Source organism: Vagococcus sp. QWL-13 (assembly GCF_058683555.1).
In genome coordinates this window covers 510,186-535,203 of sequence record NZ_CM178746.1, presented here as the reverse complement: position 1 = coordinate 535,203, position 25,018 = coordinate 510,186, and the positions used below count along the sequence as shown (strand labels likewise).

Sequence of the window (25,018 nt, the reverse complement as noted above, 5' to 3'; positions counted from 1 at the left end):
TAGCATTATATCATAAAATCAATAACATTGATAGCCAACAATCAATTGATTCAAGCTATTAGCTGTCATAATTGCTTTAAAGGTCTGTCTCCATTACATAACCAATCGAGCTGCTTCCATGCACTAATTCATAGTACACACCACCGCTTGTTATAATCTTAGAAACTATCTGAATATTTTTATTCAAATATGTACTTAAATTACCCACTATTGTGCTGTGGGCAAATGCTCCTGGACGAGAATATATCGGTCCGGCTTTTAGGATCATTTTAAAATCATCCATTTTTATTCCAGTTAAATAATTCCCAGAGCTGACTCCTGTATATTTCCCGCTGTAATCAACACTTGCATCCAAATGATAGCTTCCCACTGGATATCTATCAGTAAACTGCCATGCTCCCATCCCTCCTACATGAGTGATGGAAGAGACTGATTGGTCCGCTGTTCCCGGATAGCCTGCAATCCAAGGATTACTTACCGCAAGTCCATTCGCATGAAGGTTACTCTTCAAATAATAATCTCCAACATACACGTCCACATTTCTATATCCCAACTGTCTTAATCTATTTATAAAAGCATTCGCCATAATTGTCTGATTTGTTGCATTAGCCGCAATCCCATGTTCAACATCAAGAACAACATAACCATTGCTTCCTTTATCAAAATTGATTTCCTTCAATTTGGAATCAAAATAATTTGCTTCGGCAATCGCTCCATTAGCTGACTGGTAACGCGCAAAGTGGTACGCCCCTGTCACCAGACCAGCATTCCGTGCTCTTTGATAATTATTTTTTGCATATTGGTCAAAGAATCCTGTTCCTTCACTGACTTTCAAAACTACCCCTTGAATTCCTTGAGCACTTAACCCACTATAAAAACTCTGACTTAAATCTCCTTGGTGGTTAGACACATCTATAAAATCAGCTTTGGCAGAACGTCTGCTGTACGGCGACTTTATTACAGCCCTCTCATCAATCCAGTAGTAACTTTCTCCTAATTTAAAATTATAGTGTCTGCTTCCGTCAGAAAGAGTGTAGAGAGCACTTCCTCTGATTCTATCATTTAAATGATTAGAAGATAATTTCAACTTCGTTGCATTTTTAAGATTTTGAGGTGTATTATACATGTCATAGCTTCCATTAACTATCTGTAACGCCACATTCACTGCCTCTTGTTTGACTATTGTGATTATTCTTTTCAAACCCTTACTGTTCATCCAGTAATAACGATGCCCTAACCTAAAATTATAATGCTGTTCTCCGTCTGAAGTCGTGTACAATGCCTCGCCGGTAACCACAGTCCCTTTATAATCACTGCCAAGCAACAATTCATTGGCCCCACGCAAACTGCCTGGATTGTCATACAAGTTGTACTCATTGCCCAAAAATTCCAGCTGCACTCGGACCCCTTCCATTTTGGTGATCGTGATTGATTGTTGGAACGCCTTGCTATTGGCCCAATAGTAACGATGCCCTAACCTAAAATTATAATGCTGTTCTCCGTCTGAAGTCGTGTACAATGCCTCGCCGGTAACCACAGTCCCTTTATAATCACTGCCAAGCAACAATTCATTGGCCCCACGCAAACTGCCTGGATTGTCATACAAGTTGTACTCGTTGCCCAAAAATTCCAGCTGCACTCGGACCCCTTCCATTTTGGTGATCGTGATTGGTTGTTGGAACGCCTTGCTGTTGGCCCAATAGTAACGATGCCCTAACCTAAAATTATAATGCTGTTCTCCGTCTGAAGTCGTGTACAATGCCTCGCCGGTAACCACAGTCCCTTTATAATCACTGCCAAGCAACAATTCATTGGCCCCACGCAAACTGCCTGGATTGTCATACAAGTTGTACTCATTGCCCAAAAATTCCAGCTGCACTCGGACCCCTTCCATTTTGGTGATCGTGATTGATTGTTGGAACGCCTTGCTATTGGCCCAATAGTAACGATGCCCTAACCTAAAATTATAATGCTGTTCTCCGTCTGAAGTCGTGTACAATGCCTCGCCGGTAACCACAGTCCCTTTATAATCACTGCCAAGCAACAATTCATTGGCCCCACGCAAACTGCCTGGATTGTCATACAAGTTGTACTCATTGCCCAAAAATTCCAGCTGCACTCGGACCCCTTCCATTTTGGTGATCGTGATTGGTTGTTGGAACGCCTTGCTGTTGGCCCAATAGTAACGATGCCCTAACCTAAAATTATAATGCTGTTCTCCGTCTGAAGTCGTGTACAATGCCTCGCCGGTAACCACAGTCCCTTTATAATCACTGCCAAGCAACAATTCATTGGCCCCACGCAAACTGCCTGGATTGTCATACAAGTTGTACTCATTGCCCAAAAATTCCAGCTGCACTCGGACCCCTTCCATTTTGGTGATCGTGATTGATTGTTGGAACGCCTTGCTATTGGCCCAATAGTAACGATGCCCTAACCTAAAATTATAATGCTGTTCTCCGTCTGAAGTCGTGTACAATGCCTCGCCGGTAACCACAGTCCCTTTATAATCACTGCCAAGCAACAATTCATTGGCCCCACGCAAACTGCCTGGATTGTCATACAAGTTGTACTCGTTGCCCAAAAATTCCAGCTGGGTGTTGACTGTTTGCTGATTGACAATTGTTATTTCGTTAACTACTTCCGAAGTTGAGTCAACATCTACTGCCTCTAATCCTGGGTCGGCTTCCTCAATTCCATTTTGACCATCACTAGAAAGTTCATTTGCATATACCACTGGACTCAAAATCAATGACGCTACCAAAAAAAATACCCCTATTTTCCGAAATCTAATACGTCTCAATTATTCTTTCCTTTCAATTATCAATTATGAATTAGCAACTAAAAATAATTATCGTTTTAAAAAAACAAGAGAATAGCTCGCATTCAATATAAAAAAACTATATTTCAGCTCACTATCCTCATAATTGTATCATAATTACCAATAAACCGAGTCATAAATTTGTTCATTGCTGAAATCGTCAGACTGGACACCATCCCCGTACAAAGGATAGGTTTTATCACTGACCGTAACCCCATCAGACTGGAATTCATATCCGGGAGCATCCCTATCATCTTCAGCCTCTAATCCAAGAGATACTTTTAATTTATGGGAAATATATTCTAAACTGTCTTCATATATCCCCACCATGCTCTCTCCTGTGTATGAATAATTAAAGCTCATCCAAGCAAACGTGAAGCTGTTAAACTCATAATTTTTTGACAAACTTGATTTCGCCAATGTCATCATCGTTGAACTATTCATATCTGTCCAAAGATGATTGTTCAAGGAATTAATTACCTCTGGATAACTCGTAACCGACCCCAAACTCAAAGCTTTCTTAATCACAGCTTGAATAACGAGCTGTTGACGTTCGCCCCGTTTGATATCATTGTCTATTTTTCTTGTACGGGCAAATGCCAAAGCTTCCTCCCCATTAAGAGTTTGCAAGCCAGGTTCTAGCTCAATCATTTTTGTCACATCGGCATTGGCTTCACTAATTGCCACTGGGACATCCACATCCACTCCACCAAGGGCATCAACAATCTTTTCAAATGCCTGAAAGTCAAGAGTCACATAAAAGTTGACAGGGATAGAAAGCAGATTCTCAACGGCATCTATGGCACCGTCTTCCTGATTATAAGTATAAGCGGCATTTATTTTAGAATAGCCGGTAAAATTCTCTGTTTCAATGTATGTAAAGGTGTCTCGAGGGACACTAAGGGTATTGACTGTTTCGGTTTTAGGATTTACAGTGACTAAAAGAAGTGTATCGGTTCTAGCCGTCCCCAGTTGTCTTTCTTCATTATCATCTACCCCCATAACAAGAATAGAAAAAGGATCCACATCTGCCACAATCGTTTCATTCATATCAACAGCGTTTTTTCTTGGCTTATATGCTTTATCCATAAGATTTTCTGCATCAAAATATAGCTTCCCGCCATAAGCAACGCCTGCTAAAGCAGCAAGAAGCAAAAAAATAGTCAAGATTTGCAACGTTCTTTTTAATAGGCTCTTTTTCTTAGACTTCAAATGTCTTTCGCTTCGTGTACCCATGGGAATATTTTTTTTATGCCCTCTTTTTCTTGCATTCAATGTTTAAAGTCCTCTCATTTTTCATTCACCTTGAAAAGTTTTATTTTATTTTACTACAAAAAGCGAAAAAAAACTAGTATACACCGAGCAGTAACTACATGTGTTCCTTTTTTAGCTGCCATTACTTACCTAAACTCAAAATATTATTTGTGTTTTAGCGCTTCTATTTGTATAATGATTAAGACTATCAATTGGAAAGCGAGTTGTTTTGAATGACTCCGATGATTAAAATTATTTTAAAGTTATTATTAACAATTTTGGTGTCTCTTTGTATTACACCATTGGTCCGTAAATTTGCATTTGCTATCGGTGCCGTTGATAAACCCGGGGAGCGCAGGGTCAACACGACCGTAATGCCTACTTTAGGCGGCTTAGCTATTTTTCTTTCTTTTTCTATCTCATCTATGATTATTTTTAACGACTTTATTCCCTTCTCCTATATTTTACCGATAATTCTCGGAGCCGGGATCATTATCATCACAGGCATCATTGATGATGTGTCTGAACTGTCGCCAAAAGCCAAACTAGCTGGAATCATTGCAGCGGCTTCTGTCATTTACTTTTTTGCCGAAATCAGAATGTCGTCCTTTTCACTGCCGTTTATCGGCAATGTCTCTTTGGGCTTATTGAGCTTTCCCATGACGATCATCTGGATTACTGCCATCACAAATGCCATCAACCTAATTGATGGACTGGACGGCTTGGCTTCAGGTGTTTCGATTATTTCTTTATCGACCATGGGAATTATTGCTTATTTTTTCATTCACAGTTCCAATTTCTATATCACAATCACAATTTTTTCACTGATTGCCAGTATTGTCGGCTTTTTCCCGTATAATTTCCAACCTGCCAAGATTTTTCTTGGAGACACGGGAGCTTTATTTTTAGGTTTTATGATCTCAGTCATTTCTTTGCAAGGTTTAAAAAATATTACTTTGATTTCAGTGATTACTCCGGTTATTATTTTAGGCGTTCCAATCGCTGACACTATCTATGCTATCATACGGAGAGTCGTCAATAAAAAACCTATCTCAGAGGCTGATAAAATGCACTTGCACCATCGGCTGATTGATCTTGGTTTTAGTCACCGAGGAGCGGTCATCACTATTTATGGCCTTGCTGCTGTTTTCTCCCTGACCGGCATTATTTTTTCATATGCCAATGCTCTCGGAATCATCCTGCTGACGATTTTTCTAGCCATTTGTCTTGAACTTTTCGTTGAACTAATCGGACTGGTGGGACCAGAGAGACAACCTTTAATAAAAATTTTAAAATATCTCGGCAACAAATCCTATCGCGAAAAAAAACGCAAGAAAAAAGAGGATTAAAAAAAGTGTCTGCCTTTAAAGAAGGTTGACACTCTTTTTAATTTGCAGCCCTTTGACCTGTCAGGTTAGTGATTAAACGAAAATCATTTTATAGTTGCCCTATTTTCAATTCGTATTATTTTATCAATCACTTATTATGTGTATCATCGTCCCCAGTCTTGTTTCAACGTTGACGATGAAACATTTAAAAGAGACCGGTATTTGTCCGCCGGTCTCTTTATTATAATTATTCAGTGGAACTGCTTGTAGCCAGTGAGTGACTGCTTAAGATAACATCAGTGTAGTACTCAGATTTTTTTTGAAGTTCTTCATAAAACGTCTCATAACCAAGCTCTTCCATCAATGTTTCTTTATCTGAAAACAGATTGGTACCTAATCCCAAACGTTCCCCCTCGATAGTCGCCCCCAAAGCAGCAAGTGTCGTTGGAAAAAAATCCAAGGTTGAAAACAGACGGTTGTTTGTTCTTTGTGATGAGATTGGACTATTGATGATAACATTGAAAACCGTTCTATCATAATCCACTGGTAGCCCTTCAAAAAAATCCTGGTCCATACTTAAATGGTCTCCGCTGATTATAATTGTCGTATTTTCATAGTAGGGCTGTGTTTTCACATATTCCACAAAATCATAGATCATCTGGTCCGACCAATGAATCACATTAGAATACTGATCTTCAAAAATAACCGGTGTATTCTCTGTCATCAATCCATCTTCAAAATGAGTATCTGCTGTCAACAAAGTCAAATTAAATGGCTGACCGGAACTCGATAAGTCATCTAGTCTGGATTTAGCAATTTCAAAAAGCCGCTCATCCTCATAACCCCACCAGATTTTATAACCTTCAGGGATCCAGCCTTCATCAAGAGCAGTTTGATAATCGGAAATTTTATAGTCTCCATGTTGCTTAAAATACTTATCACGCCCACCAAAAGAAGCTCGTGAGCCAATCAGCAATTCCTGCTGATAGCCATGGTCATTTAAAATTTCACCTAGAGAGTAAGCTCCCGGCAGGAAATCGTTGACCTCATGTCCATAAGCATTGCCTTCATTTCCTTCGGTAGTTTTTAGTTGGTTTTTTTCTCCACTGGCTTTAATCGGCGTTCCTGAAGTTTGTGCTGTCATAGCAGCCACCGTAAAATTAGTTCCAGGAACTGAAAGTGCCCCACCAAGAAGTTCATTATTAGAGAAACTGATATTTTCTTGCGCCAGTGTCGATAAATGAGGCAGCAAGTTGTCATCCAATGCTCCACCTAATTCTTTTGAAGCATAGGTCGACTCCATAGATTCAGCAAAAATATAAATTAGATTGCGTTTGTTCTCAGGAAATTCAATCGCAACGTCTTTCCCTGAGATGTAGCAAGTTTCATAGATTTTCCCTTGAACGAATAAAGCTGCTTTCACTTCATCAAAACCAAAGAGAGAAATACCAAAATAAATATTGACAGTAAGTAATGCGACAGATAAGGGGAGTGAAACATACTTCCAAAAACCAAGTTTAACAATTTTCAATTTTTTTGTAAAAGAAAAATCGTAATCAATAAGAAAGTTAAGAGCAAACCATACAGAAAAACCTGCAATCAAGCTATTCAACAATGGATTGAAAACAAAACTCTCAATTTGTTGCGACCCTGATTCTGTCACCGATTGCGTCAATGTAAACAAAACCTGCTCTATATCCACCTCGCCAAAATAATCTATGATCCAGCCGCAGGAGAAAAAGAAAAGAAATCCCACAAAAACTAACAATAATGACAGTGCCTTCATGAATACTCGGGAAACCTGTTTCCTCTTGTCATCATTAACCACTTCAAAGCGATAAAATACAAATTCTTTATCCTTAAAATAACGTATGATAAATACCAACAAATAAAGTGACAAACCTGATAACAAGGTGATAATTACCATCTGAGAATCAGGAAGAAAAAAAATCTTATGCCACTCACTAAAGCTTAAATACCTGACGAGTATATTATAAATCTTTAAAGAACTAACTGAATTTAAAAATACCGTACTAATAAGTACTAAAAGTTTCTTTTTATCAAAATCTTTATACAATAGAAAGAAGTACAAAAAAGAAAAAATAACACTTGAAAAAAACATATAAATCTGCCTTTCATTCATGTATTTGAATCATACTATAACACAATAATGGCTGAAATTAAAGAATCTCACAACATGTACTTCTCAAAAATAAAAATTTCCCGGCAAAAAGAACCAACGTTTCCGTTGATTCTCTCAAAATTTCAATTTTTTTCTGACTTCTCTTTCCACTTGCCCCGAATATAATCGAAAGACAAGTTCCTTTCGACAATCGTTCCGCAGAAATATTCTTCCGTTGCCGCATTAACGATACCGCCAACGATAATCAATGTTGCGGCAAAATTAAACCACAACATGACAATAATAAAACTTCCAATGATTCCATAACTTGAGAAACTGCCGGCAAAATACTTGGCATAATAACCAAAAACTTGGGTTAAAACCATCCAGCCGAAAGTAGTCAACAAAGTGCCCGGTAAAATATAGCGTACATGAATTTTTGCGTTAGGTAAGAAATAATAAATAATAAACATCGTCGCAAAAATACCGAACAAAATCGCCGGCCATCTCACAGCAGAAAAAGTTTCAGCAAGCCCTTTTAAAAAAGGAAAATTCGGCATTAAAAAATCAAAAATAGATTGCCCCACCGTAAATAATGTGGTCAACAAAACAACGCTGAACAAAAAAAGGAAAATGACAATGAATGATATCATCCGTGTCACAATCATATTGCGGCTTCCCCCAACACCATAAACTTTATTCAATGAGCGCTGCAAAGCATTGATACTCCTGCTGGCAGCCCACAAAGTCGCTAGGGCAGACAAAGACAGCAAACTGCCGTAAGAGTTTTTCAGCAGGGAACGGATTGTCCCTTCCAGCATCGTAAAAACATCAGCCGGAATAATCATTCCTATGTAATTCAACAATGTCTCGATATCAATATTTAAAAAGGGCAAGATATTCCCAATCGCAATAATCAGCGGAAAAATAGACAATAATAAATAATAAGCAATCGCTGAAGAGGAGATACCTATCTCAGCATCAGTGACCCGCTCACGGACTGTCTGTATTAAGCGCCGAAAATCCTGGTTCCTTTTTATCTGCCCTAACATAGTCTTTCTACCTTTCTCATCCCAACGGACAGTTATTCTCCTTCCTGTTGGGTTAAAATTCTTGGCCCTTCTTTCGTAATAGCGATTGTATGCTCGTATTGGCAGCTTAACCCGCCATCTTGAGTTCTGGCTGTCCAGCCGTTATTATCCATTTTCATTTTCCACGTACCAGTGTTGACCATTGGCTCGATGGTGATGACCATCCCCTCTTTTAACCGCAATCCTTTACCGGCTTCCCCATAATGTGGAACTGCAGGAGGTTCGTGGATCGTCGGCCCGATACCGTGCCCGATGAAATCTCTGACCACACTCAGATTTTCCCCTTCTACATAAGTTTGAATCGCGTGACCAATATCCCCGATCCGGTTGCCGACTTGTGCTTGCTCAATTCCCAAGTATAAAGCTTTTTTTGTCACTTCCATCAAATGATCAATTTCATCTGTCGACTGCCCTACCACGTAAGACCAGCAAGAATCAGACATCGCTCCATTTAAGTCAATACACATATCGACTTTGATCAAGTCACCGTTTTTTAAAGCTTTCTTACGCGGAAACCCGTGACAAATTTCATCATTGATACTGCAGCAAGTCGCATACTCATAATTTTCAAAACCTATTTGTGCAGGAATCCCTCCATGATCCACAATGAATTTATGGACGAATTCTTCTATTTCCCAACTAGTGATACCTGGTTTGATAAACTCTCTCAAGGCCTCATGTACCTTAGCCAACAACTGCCCTGATTTTTCCATAGTATCGATTTCTCTCGGTGATTTAAGTGAGATCATTTTATCGCTCCTCATTTTATCCTCTACAATTTTATTCAATTCATATCACATGATCGATATGTTCCGCAACTTTATTGTCCGACCAGCCACTTGATTTTTAATCCATTCATGGCAACTTTAAAATCAAAGTACAGGAAAAATAAAGTCTGAATGTTTTGAATTATAACATTCTTATTTTATCACAATGTTTATTTTTGTCCAAACGCCTGCCGCCATCTTCCTTCCCATTCCCATATATTTTTTTTCTGCTATAATATGAAAGTAACCTATACATGAAAGGATGTTTGAAATGGCAGTTGCAAAAATCGTCTATGCTAGTTTAACAGGAAACACTGAAGAAATCTCTGATATTGTCGCCGAAGCCCTAGAAAATGAGGGTCTTGACGTGGAAATAAACGAATGCACTCAAGTGGATGCAGAGGAATTTTTAGATGCCGATATCTGCGTGGTAGGAACATACACCTACGATGAGGGCTCGCTTCCTGACGATATAGTAGACTTTTATGAAGACTTGAAAGAGTTGGATTTGAGTGGAAAAGTATACGGTGTCATCGGTTCCGGAGACACATTTTATCCAAATTTTTGCTCTTGTGTAGATGATTTTGAAAAAGTTTTTTCGCAAACAGGGGCTGCTAAAGGTGCGGAATCAGTCAAGGTAGATCTGGCTGCAGAAGAAGAGGATATCGTGAAACTGGAAGACTTTGCAAAAAAATTAGCTGAAAAAATCAAATAAATAATACTAAAAAACGTATGAAACAAACTATGTCACTAGGTCTGTTTCATACGTTTTTCCTATCGCTTCAAAAATTAATTTGTCCCTGAGTAAAGGACACCATCGAATGCTAAAAGATTTTGATTGACATGTCCCATCATCTTTTGGATTTCCTCTTCAGAAGGCTGGAACAATCCTGAAGCGTTTAAGGTAGCAATACCTGTGGCAACGACCCATGTCCCCATAAATAAATTCTCTTTTTTCCATGAAGGCAATTTTTCAAATTCAGGGTCTTTGTTCAACCGAGCCATAAACATATCGTGATTAAACCGACTCAGTTCTTGGGCGTTGATGTACTCTTCAAGGTATAATGTACGATACAAAATGCCTTCTTCTCTAGCAAACTGCACATAATTCAAAACTAAATCCATCAAAAGATTACCGGTGATTTCCTTTGCGAATACCTCTTCTATCAAGTGCTTTTTGATTCTATCTAAAACTTGTTCTCTTAAGTCATCCATATTTTCAAATTCGAGATATATTGGCTGAGTGGAACATTTCATCTTATAAGCGACATTTCTGGCCGTGAATTTAGAAAACCCTTCTGAAGCAACTAAAGCATAGGCTGCATTCAAAATTTGTTCCTTCGTGATCGTTTTTCTTCGCGCCATACTTCTACATCCTCTCTGTTCGACCCTCATTGCATTTTTGTACAATAAAGGCATAAGCTTGTTATATAACGAGATTGTAACATAAAACGCCCGATAAAAAAAGGGCCTGAGCTCATTATTTTCTATTTAATGATGGTTAAATTAAGCGGTTGCTTCAAATTGTAGATTTATTCCCCTTATGCTATTATAAATAATAGAATTACTACAAATAAGGAGTGAACCAACTAATGAAAGATTTTCAAAAAAATCTGCAAAAATATGCAGAACTGATTGTTAAAACTGGCGTCAACGTAAAGCCCGGCCATCTGGTTGTGTTGCAAATCGAAGTTGAGCAAGTTGCCCTTGCCCGTTTAATCGTAAAGGAAGCTTATAAACTGGGAGCCAGCAATGTCAGTGTCCAGTGGTCTGACAGTGTCGTTTCCAAAGAATTTTTAGCGAACACTGCAGAGGAAAATCTGACCAACATTCCACAATTCCGGATTGACGAAACTAATAGTTGGGTAGAAAAGGGAGCCAGCCGCATCAGTGTCGTTTCCCAAGACCCGGATGCATACGCCGGTGTTCCTGCCGAAAGAGTGGCAGCTTACCAGCAAGCTAGCGGTAAAGCATTATTTAAGCTCCGAGAAGCCACGCAAGCAAACAAAGTGAGCTGGACGGTGGTAGCTGCTGCCGGTAAAAAATGGGCAGCGAAAGTCTTTCCGGAACTAGAATCCGAAGAAAAACAAATCAATGCCTTGTGGGATCAAATTTTTAAAACCACACGCATCTATGAAGAAGACCCCATCTCAGCTTGGGAAAAACACGACAAAACACTTTGGTCTAAAGCTGACAAATTGAATGAAGAACAATTCCATGCCCTTCATTTTACTGCCCCCGGAACAGATTTGACTGTGGGACTGCCAGAAAATCATCGTTGGGAAGGTGCCGGCAGCCAGAATGCCCGCGGTGAGCAATTTATGGCGAATATGCCGACTGAAGAAGTCTTCACTGCACCAGATAACCGCCGTATAGATGGTGTTGTTTCCAGTACTAAACCATTAAGTTATGGCGGCACGACGATTTCAGACATGGTCTTCACCTTCGAAAATGGTCGTGTGACAGATGTTTCTGCCAAACAAGGCGAAGAGGTCTTGAAAAAGCTTCTTGAAACTGACGAAGGCGCAAAAAGTCTTGGCGAAGTTGCTTTAGTGCCAGACCAATCACCAATCTCTCAATCGGGACTGGTTTTCTACAACACCTTGTTCGACGAAAATGCCTCTAACCATCTCGCCCTTGGTTCTGCCTATGCCTTCAGCTTAGAAGGCGGTACAGAAATGAGTCAAGAAGAATTGGCTGCCGCTGGTCTCAACAGAAGTACTACTCATGTGGATTTCATGATTGGTTCTGCTAAAATGAATATTGACGGCATCCGCAAAAATGGCGAAAGAGTTCCTGTTTTCCGCAATGGTGAATGGGCTTAATCTGCATATAACCGAAGCAGGCAACGCATAGAGCCGTTGCCTGTTTTTATTTTTAAGCTTTCTTTATTTTTTTAAGTGTTCTCAGAACCGTTTACTGCCTCAAATTGTTTCATGGTCAGGCTTATTTCATCAATAATTCTTGACGGCAAGACAACATATTGCCTTTCCCCTAATTTTTCTCCAATGTAGCTGTGCAAATAGACAGCTGCTAAAATCGCTTGAGACAGCGATTGAAATTGTGCTGAAAAGCCGGCAATCATTCCTGCCAAGGTGTCTCCCATCCCGCCAGTAGCCATCGCCGGTGTTCCTATTGGATTTTGCCAAACTTCATCCTCAAAATAAACTTCTGTCCGATGCTTCTTGAGCACGACAACACCATCGATTTTACTTTTTGAGCGTTTATTTTCTGCCAACAGCTGTTTTCCCACTGGTAACCCGCTTAAACGTTCCCATTCTTTTTCATGGGGTGTAAAAATATATGCAGGGCCGCTGGGTAAAACCACCTTGTGTTGAGCAATCAATGTAATCGCTGAGCCGTCAATAATACATACTTGATTTTTTTTAAGAAGACTTAGGACAAATTTCAGTCTCAATAAACTTTCTTCTTCCAAACCCAATCCTGGTCCAATTAAGATTACTGTGGCTCCTTCAACACTTTCACGAATTTCTTGTCTGCTTTCCCAATCAATAACCATTGCTTCCGGCAGTCTGGCATGAAGAGCACCATGATTTTTAAGGGCCGTAATCGTGGTGACTAGTCCGGCACCCGAATGAACCGCAGCCTGACTCGCTAAAATAATCGCTCCCCCATACTGTGAGTTGCCCCCGATTAAACACACCCTCCCATAATTTCCTTTGTGTGAATGAGGCGGTCTCTTCGTGATAGTTTCATTGAGAATACTCTCGGAAATTACTTTCATTCTGTTAGCACCCCTTTACTTATGTTATTTTAACACGAAATGTTTTTATTTACATTAAAAATATAAAATAACGATATATTTGCATATAAAAACTATAACAGTCTATAAATACTCGTTATTTGAATACATAATCATCACAGATGTCATAAGGAGAATTCCAGAAAACAAAGTGTTCCTTTCCCAACTACTAGTTCTTTAATTATTTAATGAAATGAAAACACCAGTCATTTCAAAACCGTAATACCTCTCATAAAAATATCATTTAAAAAGAATTGACTCATAAAGCCAATTCCTCAAACAGATTTATCTTATGCTATGTTTATTTAATCAGCCTCATCATTTTCTCAATATCTTCTGTAACCATCTCAAACTTTGACTTTTCAATCAGTATATTTTTCCCTGTCATGATATAGGAAGGGAAAATCCTGATGTTTTCATAATAGAACTCCCTATCCCTCAACTTATATGTCGCTGTGGACGGAATTGGATTTCTTCCGATTTCCTTTTTTGCTATCCTATTGAATGCTTTTTTTGCAACGTCTCCCATCAACATGATGACCTTAACATTTGGGAAGAGCAATAATTCTTTTTCCAAAATCGGCAAGCAATCGCTGATTGCTTCCATAGAAATATCATAACCTGTTTTAGGTTTTTTAACTGCATTTGTCATGTAAATGCCAAGTTCAAGGATATCCTGCGCCGATGTCACATCTACTCCGGCACTTTTGAAGAGTGAACGTACCGTTGATAAGTAAGCTGAGTCATCCCCTCCATAAAAATCATCTGCTGAATTATGCGGGACGACTTCATTAATCATGATTGTCTTGATAGTTTCCGGAGATACTTTCACATCATTCAAAGCAAAATCTTCCAAAGACTGGAACGATACCGTCAATTCATTTTTAATATTCATAACCATGGCTCTCCTTTCTTATTTAAATACAGTATATCAGCTTTTCAGAAAGAGGGATATTGTATCCTACGCCAATCATCATTGAAAAAAATATTGAATAACAATTTATATTGCTGCAAGATTCGCCTAAATAAAAAGATTCGGGGATCACCTTAAAGTGATACTCGAATCTTTTTTAAGCACTTTTTTTTATTTCCACTGAATGGATATTTTCCATTCAAAAATATTGATTTTTTCACTTTTCATTATGTCATAACAAAATACAGCAGCCAGCCGGAAATACCTACCATTGCCAAGACTAAAATTGTATTCAACTTATATTTAAAACGTAGGATGGCAGCCAATCCCACAGCTAGAAGCGAAACGATCTGCGTGCCCTCTGAGGCCAATGATTCATAGAGCAAAGTGATAGCGACAGAAGCAATCATTCCTACAGCTGCGATTTTTGTGTATTCTAAAAACTTGAAGATATATTTATTTTGATAAAAGGCATCTTCGTACTTAATCAAAACACTGGAGAAAAAAACAGAGGAGACTGAAACTGCTAATGTGGCAAGAACAGCACCTAACACTCCATAAGTAATATATCCTACATAAGTGGCAGAATTAACTGCAATAGGCCCGGGAGCAAGCAAATCTAATGCATTCAAATCGGCGAACTGCTGAGAGGTGATGCCTAAGTGCACCGACTCGTTGTATATCAGCGACAACATAGCGTAACCTCCACCAAAGCCTAGAAATCCTATTCGCAAAAATCGGAAAACCAAATTAATCATCAGACGGTCTGCTCCTTTTTAACGTGAATTATTGAACCGATTAAACAGAAAAACAGGATAGACAACACAGGCAGTTTAAAAATTATCAATCCGAGAGCAACAAGGACTGCAATCATTTTCGACAGCTGATTCTTTTTCAACAAGTGAGGTGCCATGTCGAAGACGGCTTCCAAGATAAACACACCTGCCGTGGCTCGCACAGCACTCAAAGCATAAAAAAGTGCTCCTTCTTGCGGCATCAGCTGATATAAGACCGTCAAGAATGTCATGATTATCAAGACCGGCGTGACTGCACCGATGCAAGCAAAAATTTTTCCGTTTCTTCCATTGACTTTATTGCCTAATAAGCAAGCAGTGGTGACCACAGTCACTCCCGGTACTGATTGCGCAATGGACACATAATGATAAAACTCTTTTGCAGTCATGTATTGATTTTTTGTGACAAGTGTTTCATGAAGCATGGGCAGCATGGCTAATCCGCCAGAAAAAGTGAACGAGCTTGCCAGCCAAAATAATTTTAACAATGTATAATTTTTTGTCATTCATTTTCCCTCCTCATTCATTATAAGCAACCTTATCCATAAACAAAAATTATAAAATATTATATAATAGATAAGAGGTGATTATAGAATGATAGAAAAAATAAGAATGTTTTTAGCTGTCGTCACAGAAAAAGGTGTGTCAAAGGCAGCAAAGTTTTTACATGTCACACAACCTGCGGTAAGCCAAGGGCTGCAAGAATTGGAAAACATGATGGGTACGGCACTTTTTGAGCGGAAAGGAAGACAGCTGGTATTAACTAAAAATGGCTATCGCTTTCTTCCTTACGCCCAGCAGTTGGTGGAGCTGCATGATTCTGCCCTCCATCTGTTTAAAAATCCAGATTTTTCATTGAGTATTGGCAGTTCCATGACCGTTGCGGCCCATCTATTTCTGGATGTGGTGGAAACCTTTGAAGCAAATATTCCTACAAAATTAAAATTATATGTAAATAATATTGGGAATATTTATGAGATGATGGATAATAGTATCATAGACGTGGCGTTTATCGAAGGAACAGCCGACTCAACAAAGTATATGTTTCATCATCTGGGTGTCTTTGAATTGGAATTTGTGGCAACGCCTAAATATCTGAGTCTTACTGACGGAAATATAGAAAATTTTTCCTTTTTAGTAAGGGAAATAGGCAGCTCATATAGAATGCAGTTTGAGGCTTTTTGTCGGCAAAAGAAAGTATTACTCACACCAAAATGGGAGAGTGTCACCAACGACTTGCTGAAAGAAGCAGCTTTGCGGCATCAAGGTGTCGCATTGCTTCCCAAAGAACTTATCTCCGAGTCCCTTCATGCCGGTGAACTGGAAACAATTGATTTTGGTGTGGATAAATTGACGGAACCCTACGGTATTATTGTGGATAGAGTGAGGATGGGGGATTCAAAAACTACTTTGTTCACAGAGTTTGTTTTGTCACATTTTCGGCAGAAAACAATGAAACTATATTGAATTAAGTAAAGACAGTAAAATTTTTGCCCTATTGAAATTTTCAAGATTGCCACATAACCAAAAAACATGACGGACAGTAAAATAAAAAAGAACTCTGGTGTCAATGCCGGACTGAAAAGCCCACCTGGGTTACTATCGCAACAGGTTATCCAATCACAAAAATAAATTTATTGATCATGTACAAAAAAATACTATAAAATTCTCAGTACGAACAAAAAATATAACAATAAATATTTTACTGAAAATAATATTTTTGATATACTATCATCAATATTATAGACTTATCAGATATAATAAAGGCAGAATCAGACTGATAAAAATAACAAAAAAATCATTTTAAAGATATAAAACGCTTAAGAACATAACCTCTCAAAACTGGCAGATAAAATTTTTAATCCCTTCTCGATAAAAATAAAAACAGGGACCGATTAATCCTATGGTATTTAATAATTACTCGGAGGCGGCTGAACAATGCTTGAAGAAAAAATATCCTTACTAACCAATTCAGATGACAAAATTGCGTATCAAGCTTTAAAAAATTTGCTGGCATTAAGTGAACAGACGAATCAAGTCTATGCCTATTTCGATACCTTTGCCGACATGATGGGAAACCACAATTCTTATATCAGAACGAGAGGTTTGCGTTTGATTGCTGCTAATTCCAAATGGGACAGTGACAATAAAGTCAATCTCCTTATTGAGGACTACTTGAAACATATTGAAGATGACAAACCCATTACCTCTAGACAGTGTATCAAAGATTCGTTTATCATTGCTCAAAATAAACCTGAATTAATCGAGACAATCCTTGAGGCCTTACAAACATTCGATAAGATTTATGACGACAGCATGCAAAAGCTCATTTATAAAGACAGAAAAAAAGTGATTCGGCAAATTCGGCAACTTTCATGGTGAGGAAACCATCTTATGATTGGATCTAAGATTTCAAACATCCAAACAACTCTCATTTTTTACAAGCCAAAAACAGTAAAAAAGATTTTATAAAGTGAAAGGAACCATATTTTATTTATTAGGTCTAGAAAAAATTTGCTCCGTGCTTTTTAAATTGGTGATAAGACTGTATTTCCAGCTATAAATGTGAGCAACTATCTTGTAGATATGACAAAATCAACGGGTTACCCAAAAATCAATGTTGCAAAAGAAAACAATCACGAGGTGTAAATATGACGGTCACAATCAAAAAGCTAAAACAAAAAGATTTCGGTAAAGTAATCGACTTTGCTATTCAAGGAATGAATTTTAACAGATACGTCAAAAATAAACTTGCACTCCATTTATACGGCAGATACTTCCTGTATTTAGAGTTAGAGCGTGCCACACAAGTGCTTGCAGCTTATGTGGGCGATAATTTGGCAGGTATTCTCATGGCGGATATGAGGGGCGAACCAAAGCAGTATTCATCTTTTTGGAGAAAATTTTATATAAAAGTATTCGAAGGGATCATGGCTATTGCAGTTAAAGGCGAAACTGATAGTTATGACCAAGCGAATAAGATCATGTTAGCGAAATATTTGGAAAATGCTGACCCAGATGGAGAAATTTGTTTTCTTGCTACCGATCCTGCAATCCACGGAAAAGGAATTGGCACATTATTATTGGAAGAACTCAGCAAACGTGAAAAAAACAAGTTGATCTATCTATATACTGATGATAACTGCACCTACCAATTTTATGAGCGCAAAGGGTTTGAACGTTCACAGGAAACAACCATCACCATGAATTTAGGAGAGAAGAATATCCCTTTAACTTGCCTGCTGTACAGTAAACAGTTTTAATATTATCTATCCTGTTATCCTTTTTAGTAATCACATCATTAACCTTGTATCAGGAATGATAAACTAATGGGAGAGATGCAAATAAAAATAGAAAACACTCTTTATCAAAGGACCATCTGCCCCATTAAAAGATGGGCCTTTTCTCTTTTTAAACAGACGAAATCATTGAAAAATAAAACAAGCTCCCCCTCTTGAAGGAGTTTTGGACTGGAATCATCAATAAGAACCAAAGAAAGCTCTTCAAAATAAGATTCAAAAAAGAATCCTAGGCATTCAACCAACAAAAATCTGCTATACTATTTTAAAGATAGGAGGTTTATCAATGATACTTAAAACATTAGTTGAAAATACAACTTCTGGACAAGGCATTAAAAGCAAGCACGGGATTTCATTTTATATTGAGACAAACGGCAGAAAAATCCTTTTCGATACAGGTCCTAATAATCTATTCATCAAAAATGCTGAAAAAATGAATGTCCCCCTTTCAGAAATTGACGATTTGATAATCTCTCACGGTCATGTAGACCACGGTGGAGGTTTAGCGGAATTCTTAAAAATCAATCCAACCGCAAAAATATATATCCGTGAAGAAGCTTTTGACAAACATTTCACTAAAATTCTTGGTCTAAAAATCGATGTTGGCTTAAATGAAAAACTAAAAACCAATCCGCAAATTATTTTTACCAAAGATCTTCAATATATTAATGACGAAGTGATTTTATTTTCTAACGTTACAGAAAGAAAATTTTATCCTGAATCAAATAATAAATTATTCAAAAAAGTTAATGGGGCTGATATGTTAGACGACTTCTCTCATGAACAGAATCTGATTGTAAAAGATGGGGGAAAAAACATTCTGATTTCCGGCTGTTCCCACATGGGTATTGTCAATATTATCGAAAAAGGAAAGACAGTTATTAATCACGACTTTGATACGGTCATCGGAGGATTTCATCTCTATAATCCCGTCAGCAGGAAAAAAGAAAAGAAAGATTTGATTCATGGTTTGACCAAGGCTTTGCTGTCCTACGATTCAATATTTTATACCTGTCATTGCACTGGCAAGTCAGCCTATGACGAGATGAAACTGGAATTGAAAGATCAACTCCATTATTTATCCGCCGGTAGCAGTCTCCATATTTAAAATATAAACTGGAATAATCTCTTAATTTTGTATGCAACCGTGATATAAAAATTAGCAAAAGGAAGACTATAAAACCTCAATCCAAGATTCATAAAATACAACATACATATAGAGAGCGTGATGAATCCTAGTTTTTATATCATAAACTCACACAATCCGATATATTCCGTCTAGATAATATCGGATTGTTTTATATTAATGATTGTATACTTTACTCACAAGGGAGGGAAAAACATGATCGATGAATTCAACCAAGTCATTGATTACATCGATAATCATTTGCTGGATGACATCTCTAAAGAAGATATTGAGCGCATCGTTGGTACATCTGACTACCATTTTAGAAGGATGTTTTCTTTTCTCACCGGTATGTCTCTGGGTGAATATATCCGCAACAGAAGACTGACCATGGCAAATCAAGACTTGCTTAAGGGAGAAAAAGTCATCGATGTGGCATTGAAATATCGTTATCAATCAGCAGATGGATTTTCGAAAGCATTTCAAGAGTGGAGTGGATTCAGACCATCTGATATCCCAAAAACCAGAAGACAAAAGTTTTTTCCCAAACTTGAATTTTCATTCAAAATGAAAGGAGGAGTTACAATGGAATTCAGAATCGAAAAAAAAGAACCCTTCAATGTTATCGGAGTCTCAAAAAGAATCCCTATTAAATTCGAAGGAGAAAATGAAGAAATAATCACACTCGCCCAGTCGATTTCAGAAGAACAAAGAAAAGAAATGCACAGATTGGGAAACTTATACCCCAATCAAGTGGTAAATGCTTCTTATGATTTTGACGACCAAAGAATAAACGAAAAAGGTTTTTTACAACACTTAATCGGGTTCTTGACTACAAAAAATAGTGAGCGTACAGATTTAACTCAGGTTAATGTTGACAGTCACTTATGGGCAATTTTCCCGGTTGAAGGTGAATTTCCAAAAGTTTTACAAGAAACTTGGGCAAGTATTTTTTCAGAATGGCTGCCGGCGTCAAATTATGAACTAGTTGAAGCACCTGAAATATCATTTACAAGATTTGAAAATGATTCAACAGAAAAATATAGTGAGATTTGGATTGCTGTCAGAGAAAAATGATTTCTACTCTGAGTACAAATACAATTCATCGCAATATAAATCGGGCATAACAAAGATTTTTAAAATTTAATTTTAGGGTACACAGAAAACTGTCATTCAATATGGATGACAGTTTTTTTTCGTTATTCTAGAAATGATGTAGATATTGATTAAAAATTTGGTTCCGGACAAATGTCTTTAATTTAATCTTCATCATCCTAATTTGACAAAGAGCTATAAAACTACTCCTGCCAAGTTCACCTATAGCGGTTGGTACCCGCTAACTAGTCTGTTGAAAGAATCTTTTTATCAGAATTAAGCATATAGAGTACGACTTCTTGCTCTACTGACTAAAGTAAATCAGACAACTAAAACTTCTACTATGAACCTTTAGTTATCTTCGAATAAAATGTTTAAAAAAGTCATACAAAATGTATGTAATATCACTTGTGAATCAAGGACTAACGTATCAGGATTATCTTTGAAAAATGGCAAAAGTATAAAACAATCTACCGTTTCTTTCAAAGGAGTCATGAAGTTTTGTGTTATAAGAACTGTAGGTAAACGGGATTCCGTTGCAAAATCTATAGCCTCCTTAATAACTAGAGTATTAGCAGATAAAGATAAAAAAATAAGGAGATCATCTCTAGAGGAAAGCTGAACTTTGGGTATCAATAAATTTAGATCTCTGATGACTTCACAATCAATACCATTTGCAATCAACCTCATACCAAAAAATTCTGCAGTTAAACCTGTTTCTGCATGTCCAAAAATCTTAATTTTTCTGCCCCTTGGAAGCATTTCTTTAAAATGCAAAACAGCATCATAATCTAAAAAGTCATCCATCTCCCTAATTGTATCTGAATAAATACTTGCAACAGTCAATCCTTTGTGCTCGTCTGTAAGATTCGGTGTGCTAGTGCTCAGATAATGCCTAATAGCATATTTAAATTGTGAATAACCGGTATAGCCAATTTTCTGGCAAAAACGAAGTACAGCAGATTTTGAGGAACCAGTCGCTTTTGAAAATTCAATAAGCGATGATGAAGTAATTTCTTCTAAATTTTCTATCGCATATTTCATAATTTTTAGTTCTAATTTTGTAAAATTGGTTCGATTGATACGCATAAGTTGAACCGGGTCCATTCTCTCACCCCCACTCTGTTCATTATACACCACAATCCATCGGACTGCATGAATCCCTTTTTAGGTAATTTTCCCAGATGTTTTGGGAAAAAGTGTTGACATCGCAAAAAAAGTTGTTACAATGAGCTTATGAAGCGTTTACAAACAAGGAGGAGAGAATATTATGTCATTAGTAGAAAAGCTGACGGAATTTGTCGAGAATAAACTAGCACCCCCGTTAATTCGAATTTCCCAAATCAGGTATCTCGTATGCTTACAAAGTACTTTCATGGTATTGATGCCTTATCTGATTATTGGTGCTACAGCAACATTGGTTATAAACTTAGGTGGATTGTTCGCAGAAGGAACAGGGTTGAATATGCCTCAGGTTGCGGAACAAATCAATATTTTTTTAGCACCTCATACACCTTGGTTATTGCAGCTTGTATTCATCAGCATCAATTTATTAGGGTTCTTAACAGCTATTTTAAATGGGTATTATCTAGGCAAACATTACAGTACAAAAGACAATAGGATTTCTGCGATTACTTCTGGGATTTTAGCAATGATTGCATTTTTATGTTTTATCGATTTCACTAAACTAAGCGAAAATTTTGATTGGCCAAGTTATATATTAGGCTCTCCAAGTATGTTTGGAGCAATCATCATTTCAATTGCAGCAGTTGAACTATATCGTTTTTTGGTACAAAAAAACATAACAATCAGTATGCCAGACGGTGTACCCCCAATGGTGGCTGCTGCTTTTGTTAGTTTGGTGCCTGTTACTGTTGTAGTAATTATTGCATCTATTGCTGGACAAGCTTTTGAAGGTTTCGATTTTCTAACCCTAGTAAATTCGATATTCTCCGTACTTGTCGTTTCAGGTAGTGGACCCGTCCCACAATTTATTGGCTTCGTCCTCGATAGGTTACTTTGGTTTGTTGGATTACATGGCTCTAACATCGTTGGATCTGTTATGACGCCTATTTGGACTCAAACCATTACAGACAATATTGCAGCATTCTCTCAAAATAATCCTATTCCGTATATGTTTACCAATCAATGGATTAATTTTTATGTTCGGGTTTCTGTCTTACCAATTGCTGTATTGTGCTGGAGAAGTCAAGTTAAACGGTTTAATGTTTTAGGAAAATTATCATTACCTGGTTCAATATTTAATATTGCAGAACCGTTGATGTACGGCTTACCAATTGTTCTGAATCCAATCATGTTTATTCCTTGGGTATTAGGATTTGCAGTCATTTTCATTCTCTTCGCTGTTCTTGGTGTGTTTGGTGTAACCCCGCCAATAATTTCAATGGTAGTTTGGACGATGCCAGCACCGCTAGCCGCTTGGATTGGATCTGGCTTCAAAATAATTGCACCAATATTGAGCATTATCTCTTATATACTAGTTTACTTTATGTTTCTTCCATTCTTCAGAATAATGGAACGACAAGAAATAGAAAAAGAGAAAGAGTTAGAGTTAGAGGCGCAAATAAGGGGAAATTTGGAGGTTGCATCTAATGAATGACATTCAAATCGTTCAATATAATCAGCAGTATTTAGATTCATTATTAGAGTGCTGGAACGAAGTACTTATCTACGATCCTATAAATAAAGACAGGTTTCAAAATTTAATAATATTTGATGAAAATTTTGACGAATCACTGTTTAAAATTGCACTTTATAAAAACAAAGTAATTGGCTGCTGCATAGGTTTCAAGCGTAAAGTATCATATTATACTAAAGGTTTAGAACCTAGTCGCGGTTGGATTAATTATCTATTCGTAGAAGAAAAATTTCAAAATCGTGGCCTGGGAACAAAGCTATATGATCAGGTAGAAAAAAAACTTATTGCTTTAGGAGCTAAAGAAATTACACTTTGTGCTTATAGTCCTAATTATTTGAATCCTGGCATAGATATTCGCTATACCAAAGGACTAAATTTTTTCAAGAAAAAAAATTATCCTTTTAGTGGGGATTCCGTTAGTATGCAGCGCACTCTTTGGGATTTTGAAATGCCCGAAGAAACAAAACAAAAAATGAAAGCTTTAAAAGAAGAGGGAATTCGAATTGTCTCTTATAAAGACGAGCATTATTCGAACCTAATGATTTTTTTAGAGGAATTTGAACCGGGATGGAAAAGAAATGTCATTATTGCTCTGCAAAAGGGAGAGGCTGAAAACACTATTTTGCTTTGTTTAAATAAAAGTAACGAAGTCTTAGGTTATTGCATGAGAAAAATTGATGGAAATGATGCCAGATTTGGACCAATTGGTGTATCACAAAAACTTCGCTCAAGAGGTCTTGGAGGAGTGTTATTTGATTGCATGATGTTAGATATGAAAAAAAGAGGTATTCCTGGAGCTTATTTTCTCTGGACCTCTGGAGATGCTATTCGTTTCTACAAACGTCATGGGATGCAAATTTACAGAACATATAAAACAAGTAGAAAGGAAATATAGCATGAAAGCATATAAAAGAGTTATAAGTATTGGTGGTCACCCACTAGATGCCGAATTAATGGGAGGTCCATTATGTATCCGACAACATACACTTGGAGCAAAATGTACATTAGTTCACGTCACAACAGGGAGACTGGAAAGAAAAAATGCGACAAAAGAAGAAAATGCGGAATATCTTTCAAATTTAAATAGACAAATAGATGCTGTTGCAAAAGATTTAAATTGTGATGTATACAAAATGAATTATATTTCGAGCCAAATGCCAACCATGCCAGAATTTATAGACGTTTTAAAGAATTATTTTAAAAGTGAAGGGGCAGATCTTGTAATCACGCACCACATCGGCACATTACATGATCGTCATTATTTCACATATAAAGGTACTCTAGAAGCAGTACGTCAGCTTAGAAAAGAAGGTATAGATATCGATCTGTTATATGGTGAAAACCTAGAAGATTTAGTTGGGTTTATCCCAACCATGTATCTTCAATTATCTAATGAAGAAAAAGAGCAATGGTTCGGTGCTCTAAAAAATTATGAAATATATAATGGCGGTGTAAACACTGTACCATATGATGATTACTATCAAACTATGGGTAAAGTTCGATCTTTGGAAGCAGGATGTCCAGGTTTTGTAAAAGCGTACATGCATGCAGGGCTTGTGGAATATGAAATCAAAACTTAACGATTTATGATTCTTACAAACTATAAGTTTACCTAATTAAATATGTCCTCAGACGTTTCTATGAATAGAAGCGTCTTTTTTATATCTAAACAAGCAAAATGACACTATTCGGAAACCTAAAAAAATGGTTTAACCAAATACTTGAGGCATTGATGGTCTTAATGATACTCATCAGTACCCTTTTTATATCCCCAACTCCAGCTCAAGTAAAAAATAAGATGAAAATTTTGCTTTCAATTCACTCCCTTTACTTTCTGATAATAACAACAGAGTAATTTATCAAAAAAAGAAAAGGGAAATTCATGTAGCTTGTTAATCCATACACTACAGTAGAAAGAGTTGTTCTCGAAAACAAAAAAACATTGCGTCATGAGATAAAAATTGGCAATGAGTAAGGTCATGAACA

Annotated in this window: 22 protein-coding genes; 11 read left to right on the top strand and 11 right to left on the bottom strand. The window is 37.3% G+C overall.

The window, feature by feature from the left end:
- Positions 1–76: 76 nt before the first annotated feature.
- On the bottom strand, positions 77–2,764 hold the full coding sequence (locus AC4PHI_RS02590) for a GH25 family lysozyme (RefSeq protein WP_492200771.1): 2,688 nt from the start codon (positions 2,762–2,764) through the stop codon (positions 77–79).
- A 174-nt stretch (positions 2,765–2,938) separates the two neighbouring features.
- Positions 2,939–4,096: an LCP family protein gene (locus AC4PHI_RS02585; protein WP_492200770.1), complete on the bottom strand. Its 1,158-nt coding sequence runs from the start codon at positions 4,094–4,096 to the stop codon at positions 2,939–2,941.
- Positions 4,097–4,308: 212 nt separating this feature from the next.
- Between AC4PHI_RS02585 and AC4PHI_RS02580 the strand changes: the two genes are divergently transcribed.
- Positions 4,309–5,424 carry a glycosyltransferase family 4 protein gene (locus tag AC4PHI_RS02580; protein WP_492200769.1) on the top strand — a complete coding sequence of 372 codons (1,116 nt, stop codon included), beginning with the start codon at positions 4,309–4,311 and terminating at the stop codon, positions 5,422–5,424.
- A 226-nt stretch (positions 5,425–5,650) separates the two neighbouring features.
- Here the strand turns inward: AC4PHI_RS02580 and AC4PHI_RS02575 are convergent, their stop codons facing one another.
- The 3 genes from AC4PHI_RS02575 to map form a co-directional block, all read right to left on the bottom strand.
- Positions 5,651–7,330 carry an LTA synthase family protein gene (locus tag AC4PHI_RS02575; RefSeq protein WP_492200768.1) on the bottom strand — a complete coding sequence of 560 codons (1,680 nt, stop codon included), beginning with the start codon at positions 7,328–7,330 and terminating at the stop codon, positions 5,651–5,653.
- Between the two features lie 338 nt (positions 7,331–7,668).
- Complete coding sequence (locus tag AC4PHI_RS02570) at positions 7,669–8,577, bottom strand: YihY/virulence factor BrkB family protein (RefSeq protein ID WP_492200767.1); 909 nt, start codon at positions 8,575–8,577, stop codon at positions 7,669–7,671.
- A gap of 32 nt (positions 8,578–8,609) precedes the next feature.
- The gene (gene map / locus AC4PHI_RS02565; protein WP_492200766.1) at positions 8,610–9,365 is read right to left on the bottom strand and encodes a type I methionyl aminopeptidase; all 756 of its coding nucleotides are present in this window, start codon (positions 9,363–9,365) and stop codon (positions 8,610–8,612) included.
- Positions 9,366–9,654: 289 nt separating this feature from the next.
- Here map and AC4PHI_RS02560 point away from each other — a divergent pair, with 289 nt between their 5' ends.
- Entirely contained in the window at positions 9,655–10,098 is a 444-nt protein-coding gene (locus tag AC4PHI_RS02560) for a flavodoxin (protein ID WP_492200765.1), read from the top strand.
- Between the two features lie 74 nt (positions 10,099–10,172).
- On the opposite strand, the gene AC4PHI_RS02555 is transcribed toward AC4PHI_RS02560, so the two are convergent.
- The gene (locus tag AC4PHI_RS02555; RefSeq protein ID WP_492200764.1) at positions 10,173–10,748 is read right to left on the bottom strand and encodes a TetR/AcrR family transcriptional regulator; all 576 of its coding nucleotides are present in this window, start codon (positions 10,746–10,748) and stop codon (positions 10,173–10,175) included.
- Positions 10,749–10,975: 227 nt separating this feature from the next.
- On the opposite strand from AC4PHI_RS02555, the gene AC4PHI_RS02550 reads away from it, so the two are divergent.
- Positions 10,976–12,208, top strand: a complete 1,233-nt coding sequence (locus tag AC4PHI_RS02550) for an aminopeptidase (protein ID WP_492200763.1) — start codon at positions 10,976–10,978, stop codon at positions 12,206–12,208.
- Between the two features lie 71 nt (positions 12,209–12,279).
- Here AC4PHI_RS02550 and AC4PHI_RS02545 read toward each other — a convergent pair whose 3' ends face one another.
- From AC4PHI_RS02545 to AC4PHI_RS02530, 4 genes are all read right to left on the bottom strand, one after another.
- A complete protein-coding gene (locus AC4PHI_RS02545) occupies positions 12,280–13,128 on the bottom strand; it encodes an NAD(P)H-hydrate dehydratase (protein ID WP_492200762.1) in 849 nt (282 codons plus the stop codon).
- A gap of 319 nt (positions 13,129–13,447) precedes the next feature.
- On the bottom strand, positions 13,448–14,041 hold the full coding sequence (locus AC4PHI_RS02540; RefSeq protein WP_492200761.1) for a uracil-DNA glycosylase family protein: 594 nt from the start codon (positions 14,039–14,041) through the stop codon (positions 13,448–13,450).
- 245 nt (positions 14,042–14,286) lie between these two features.
- On the bottom strand, positions 14,287–14,817 hold the full coding sequence (locus AC4PHI_RS02535) for a chromate transporter (RefSeq protein ID WP_492200760.1): 531 nt from the start codon (positions 14,815–14,817) through the stop codon (positions 14,287–14,289).
- Positions 14,817–15,359, bottom strand: coding sequence for a chromate transporter (locus AC4PHI_RS02530; protein ID WP_492200759.1), 543 nt, complete (start codon positions 15,357–15,359; stop codon positions 14,817–14,819). The genes AC4PHI_RS02535 and AC4PHI_RS02530 overlap by 1 nt, the downstream gene beginning before the upstream one ends.
- An 88-nt stretch (positions 15,360–15,447) precedes the next feature.
- Between AC4PHI_RS02530 and AC4PHI_RS02525 the strand changes: the two genes are divergently transcribed.
- The 5 genes from AC4PHI_RS02525 to AC4PHI_RS02505 all read left to right on the top strand — a co-directional run bounded on the left by AC4PHI_RS02525 (position 15,448) and on the right by AC4PHI_RS02505 (position 20,355).
- A complete protein-coding gene (locus tag AC4PHI_RS02525; protein ID WP_492200758.1) occupies positions 15,448–16,320 on the top strand; it encodes a LysR family transcriptional regulator in 873 nt (290 codons plus the stop codon).
- A gap of 471 nt (positions 16,321–16,791) precedes the next feature.
- Entirely contained in the window at positions 16,792–17,235 is a 444-nt protein-coding gene (locus AC4PHI_RS02520) for a hypothetical protein (protein WP_492200757.1), read from the top strand.
- A gap of 269 nt (positions 17,236–17,504) precedes the next feature.
- Entirely contained in the window at positions 17,505–18,116 is a 612-nt protein-coding gene (locus AC4PHI_RS02515; protein WP_492200756.1) for a GNAT family N-acetyltransferase, read from the top strand.
- Positions 18,117–18,438: 322 nt separating this feature from the next.
- A complete protein-coding gene (locus AC4PHI_RS02510) occupies positions 18,439–19,260 on the top strand; it encodes an MBL fold metallo-hydrolase (RefSeq protein WP_492200755.1) in 822 nt (273 codons plus the stop codon).
- Positions 19,261–19,494: 234 nt separating this feature from the next.
- The gene (locus AC4PHI_RS02505) at positions 19,495–20,355 is read left to right on the top strand and encodes an AraC family transcriptional regulator (RefSeq protein ID WP_492200754.1); all 861 of its coding nucleotides are present in this window, start codon (positions 19,495–19,497) and stop codon (positions 20,353–20,355) included.
- Between the two features lie 369 nt (positions 20,356–20,724).
- Here AC4PHI_RS02505 and AC4PHI_RS02500 read toward each other — a convergent pair whose 3' ends face one another.
- Positions 20,725–21,480 (bottom strand): MurR/RpiR family transcriptional regulator, encoded by a 756-nt coding sequence (locus AC4PHI_RS02500; protein ID WP_492200753.1) that lies wholly within the window; start codon positions 21,478–21,480, stop codon positions 20,725–20,727.
- A 163-nt stretch (positions 21,481–21,643) separates the two neighbouring features.
- Between AC4PHI_RS02500 and AC4PHI_RS02495 the strand changes: the two genes are divergently transcribed.
- Genes AC4PHI_RS02495 through AC4PHI_RS02485 form a run of 3 tightly spaced genes read left to right on the top strand, consistent with a single transcriptional unit; the run spans position 21,644 to position 24,612 of the window.
- Positions 21,644–22,993 (top strand): PTS sugar transporter subunit IIC, encoded by a 1,350-nt coding sequence (locus tag AC4PHI_RS02495; protein WP_492200752.1) that lies wholly within the window; start codon positions 21,644–21,646, stop codon positions 22,991–22,993.
- Positions 22,986–23,927, top strand: a complete 942-nt coding sequence (locus AC4PHI_RS02490) for a GNAT family N-acetyltransferase (RefSeq protein ID WP_492200751.1) — start codon at positions 22,986–22,988, stop codon at positions 23,925–23,927. Before AC4PHI_RS02495 ends, AC4PHI_RS02490 begins: the two co-directional genes overlap by 8 nt.
- 1 nt (position 23,928) lies before the next feature.
- Complete coding sequence (locus AC4PHI_RS02485) at positions 23,929–24,612, top strand: PIG-L deacetylase family protein (protein ID WP_492200750.1); 684 nt, start codon at positions 23,929–23,931, stop codon at positions 24,610–24,612.
- Positions 24,613–25,018 lie beyond the last annotated feature (406 nt).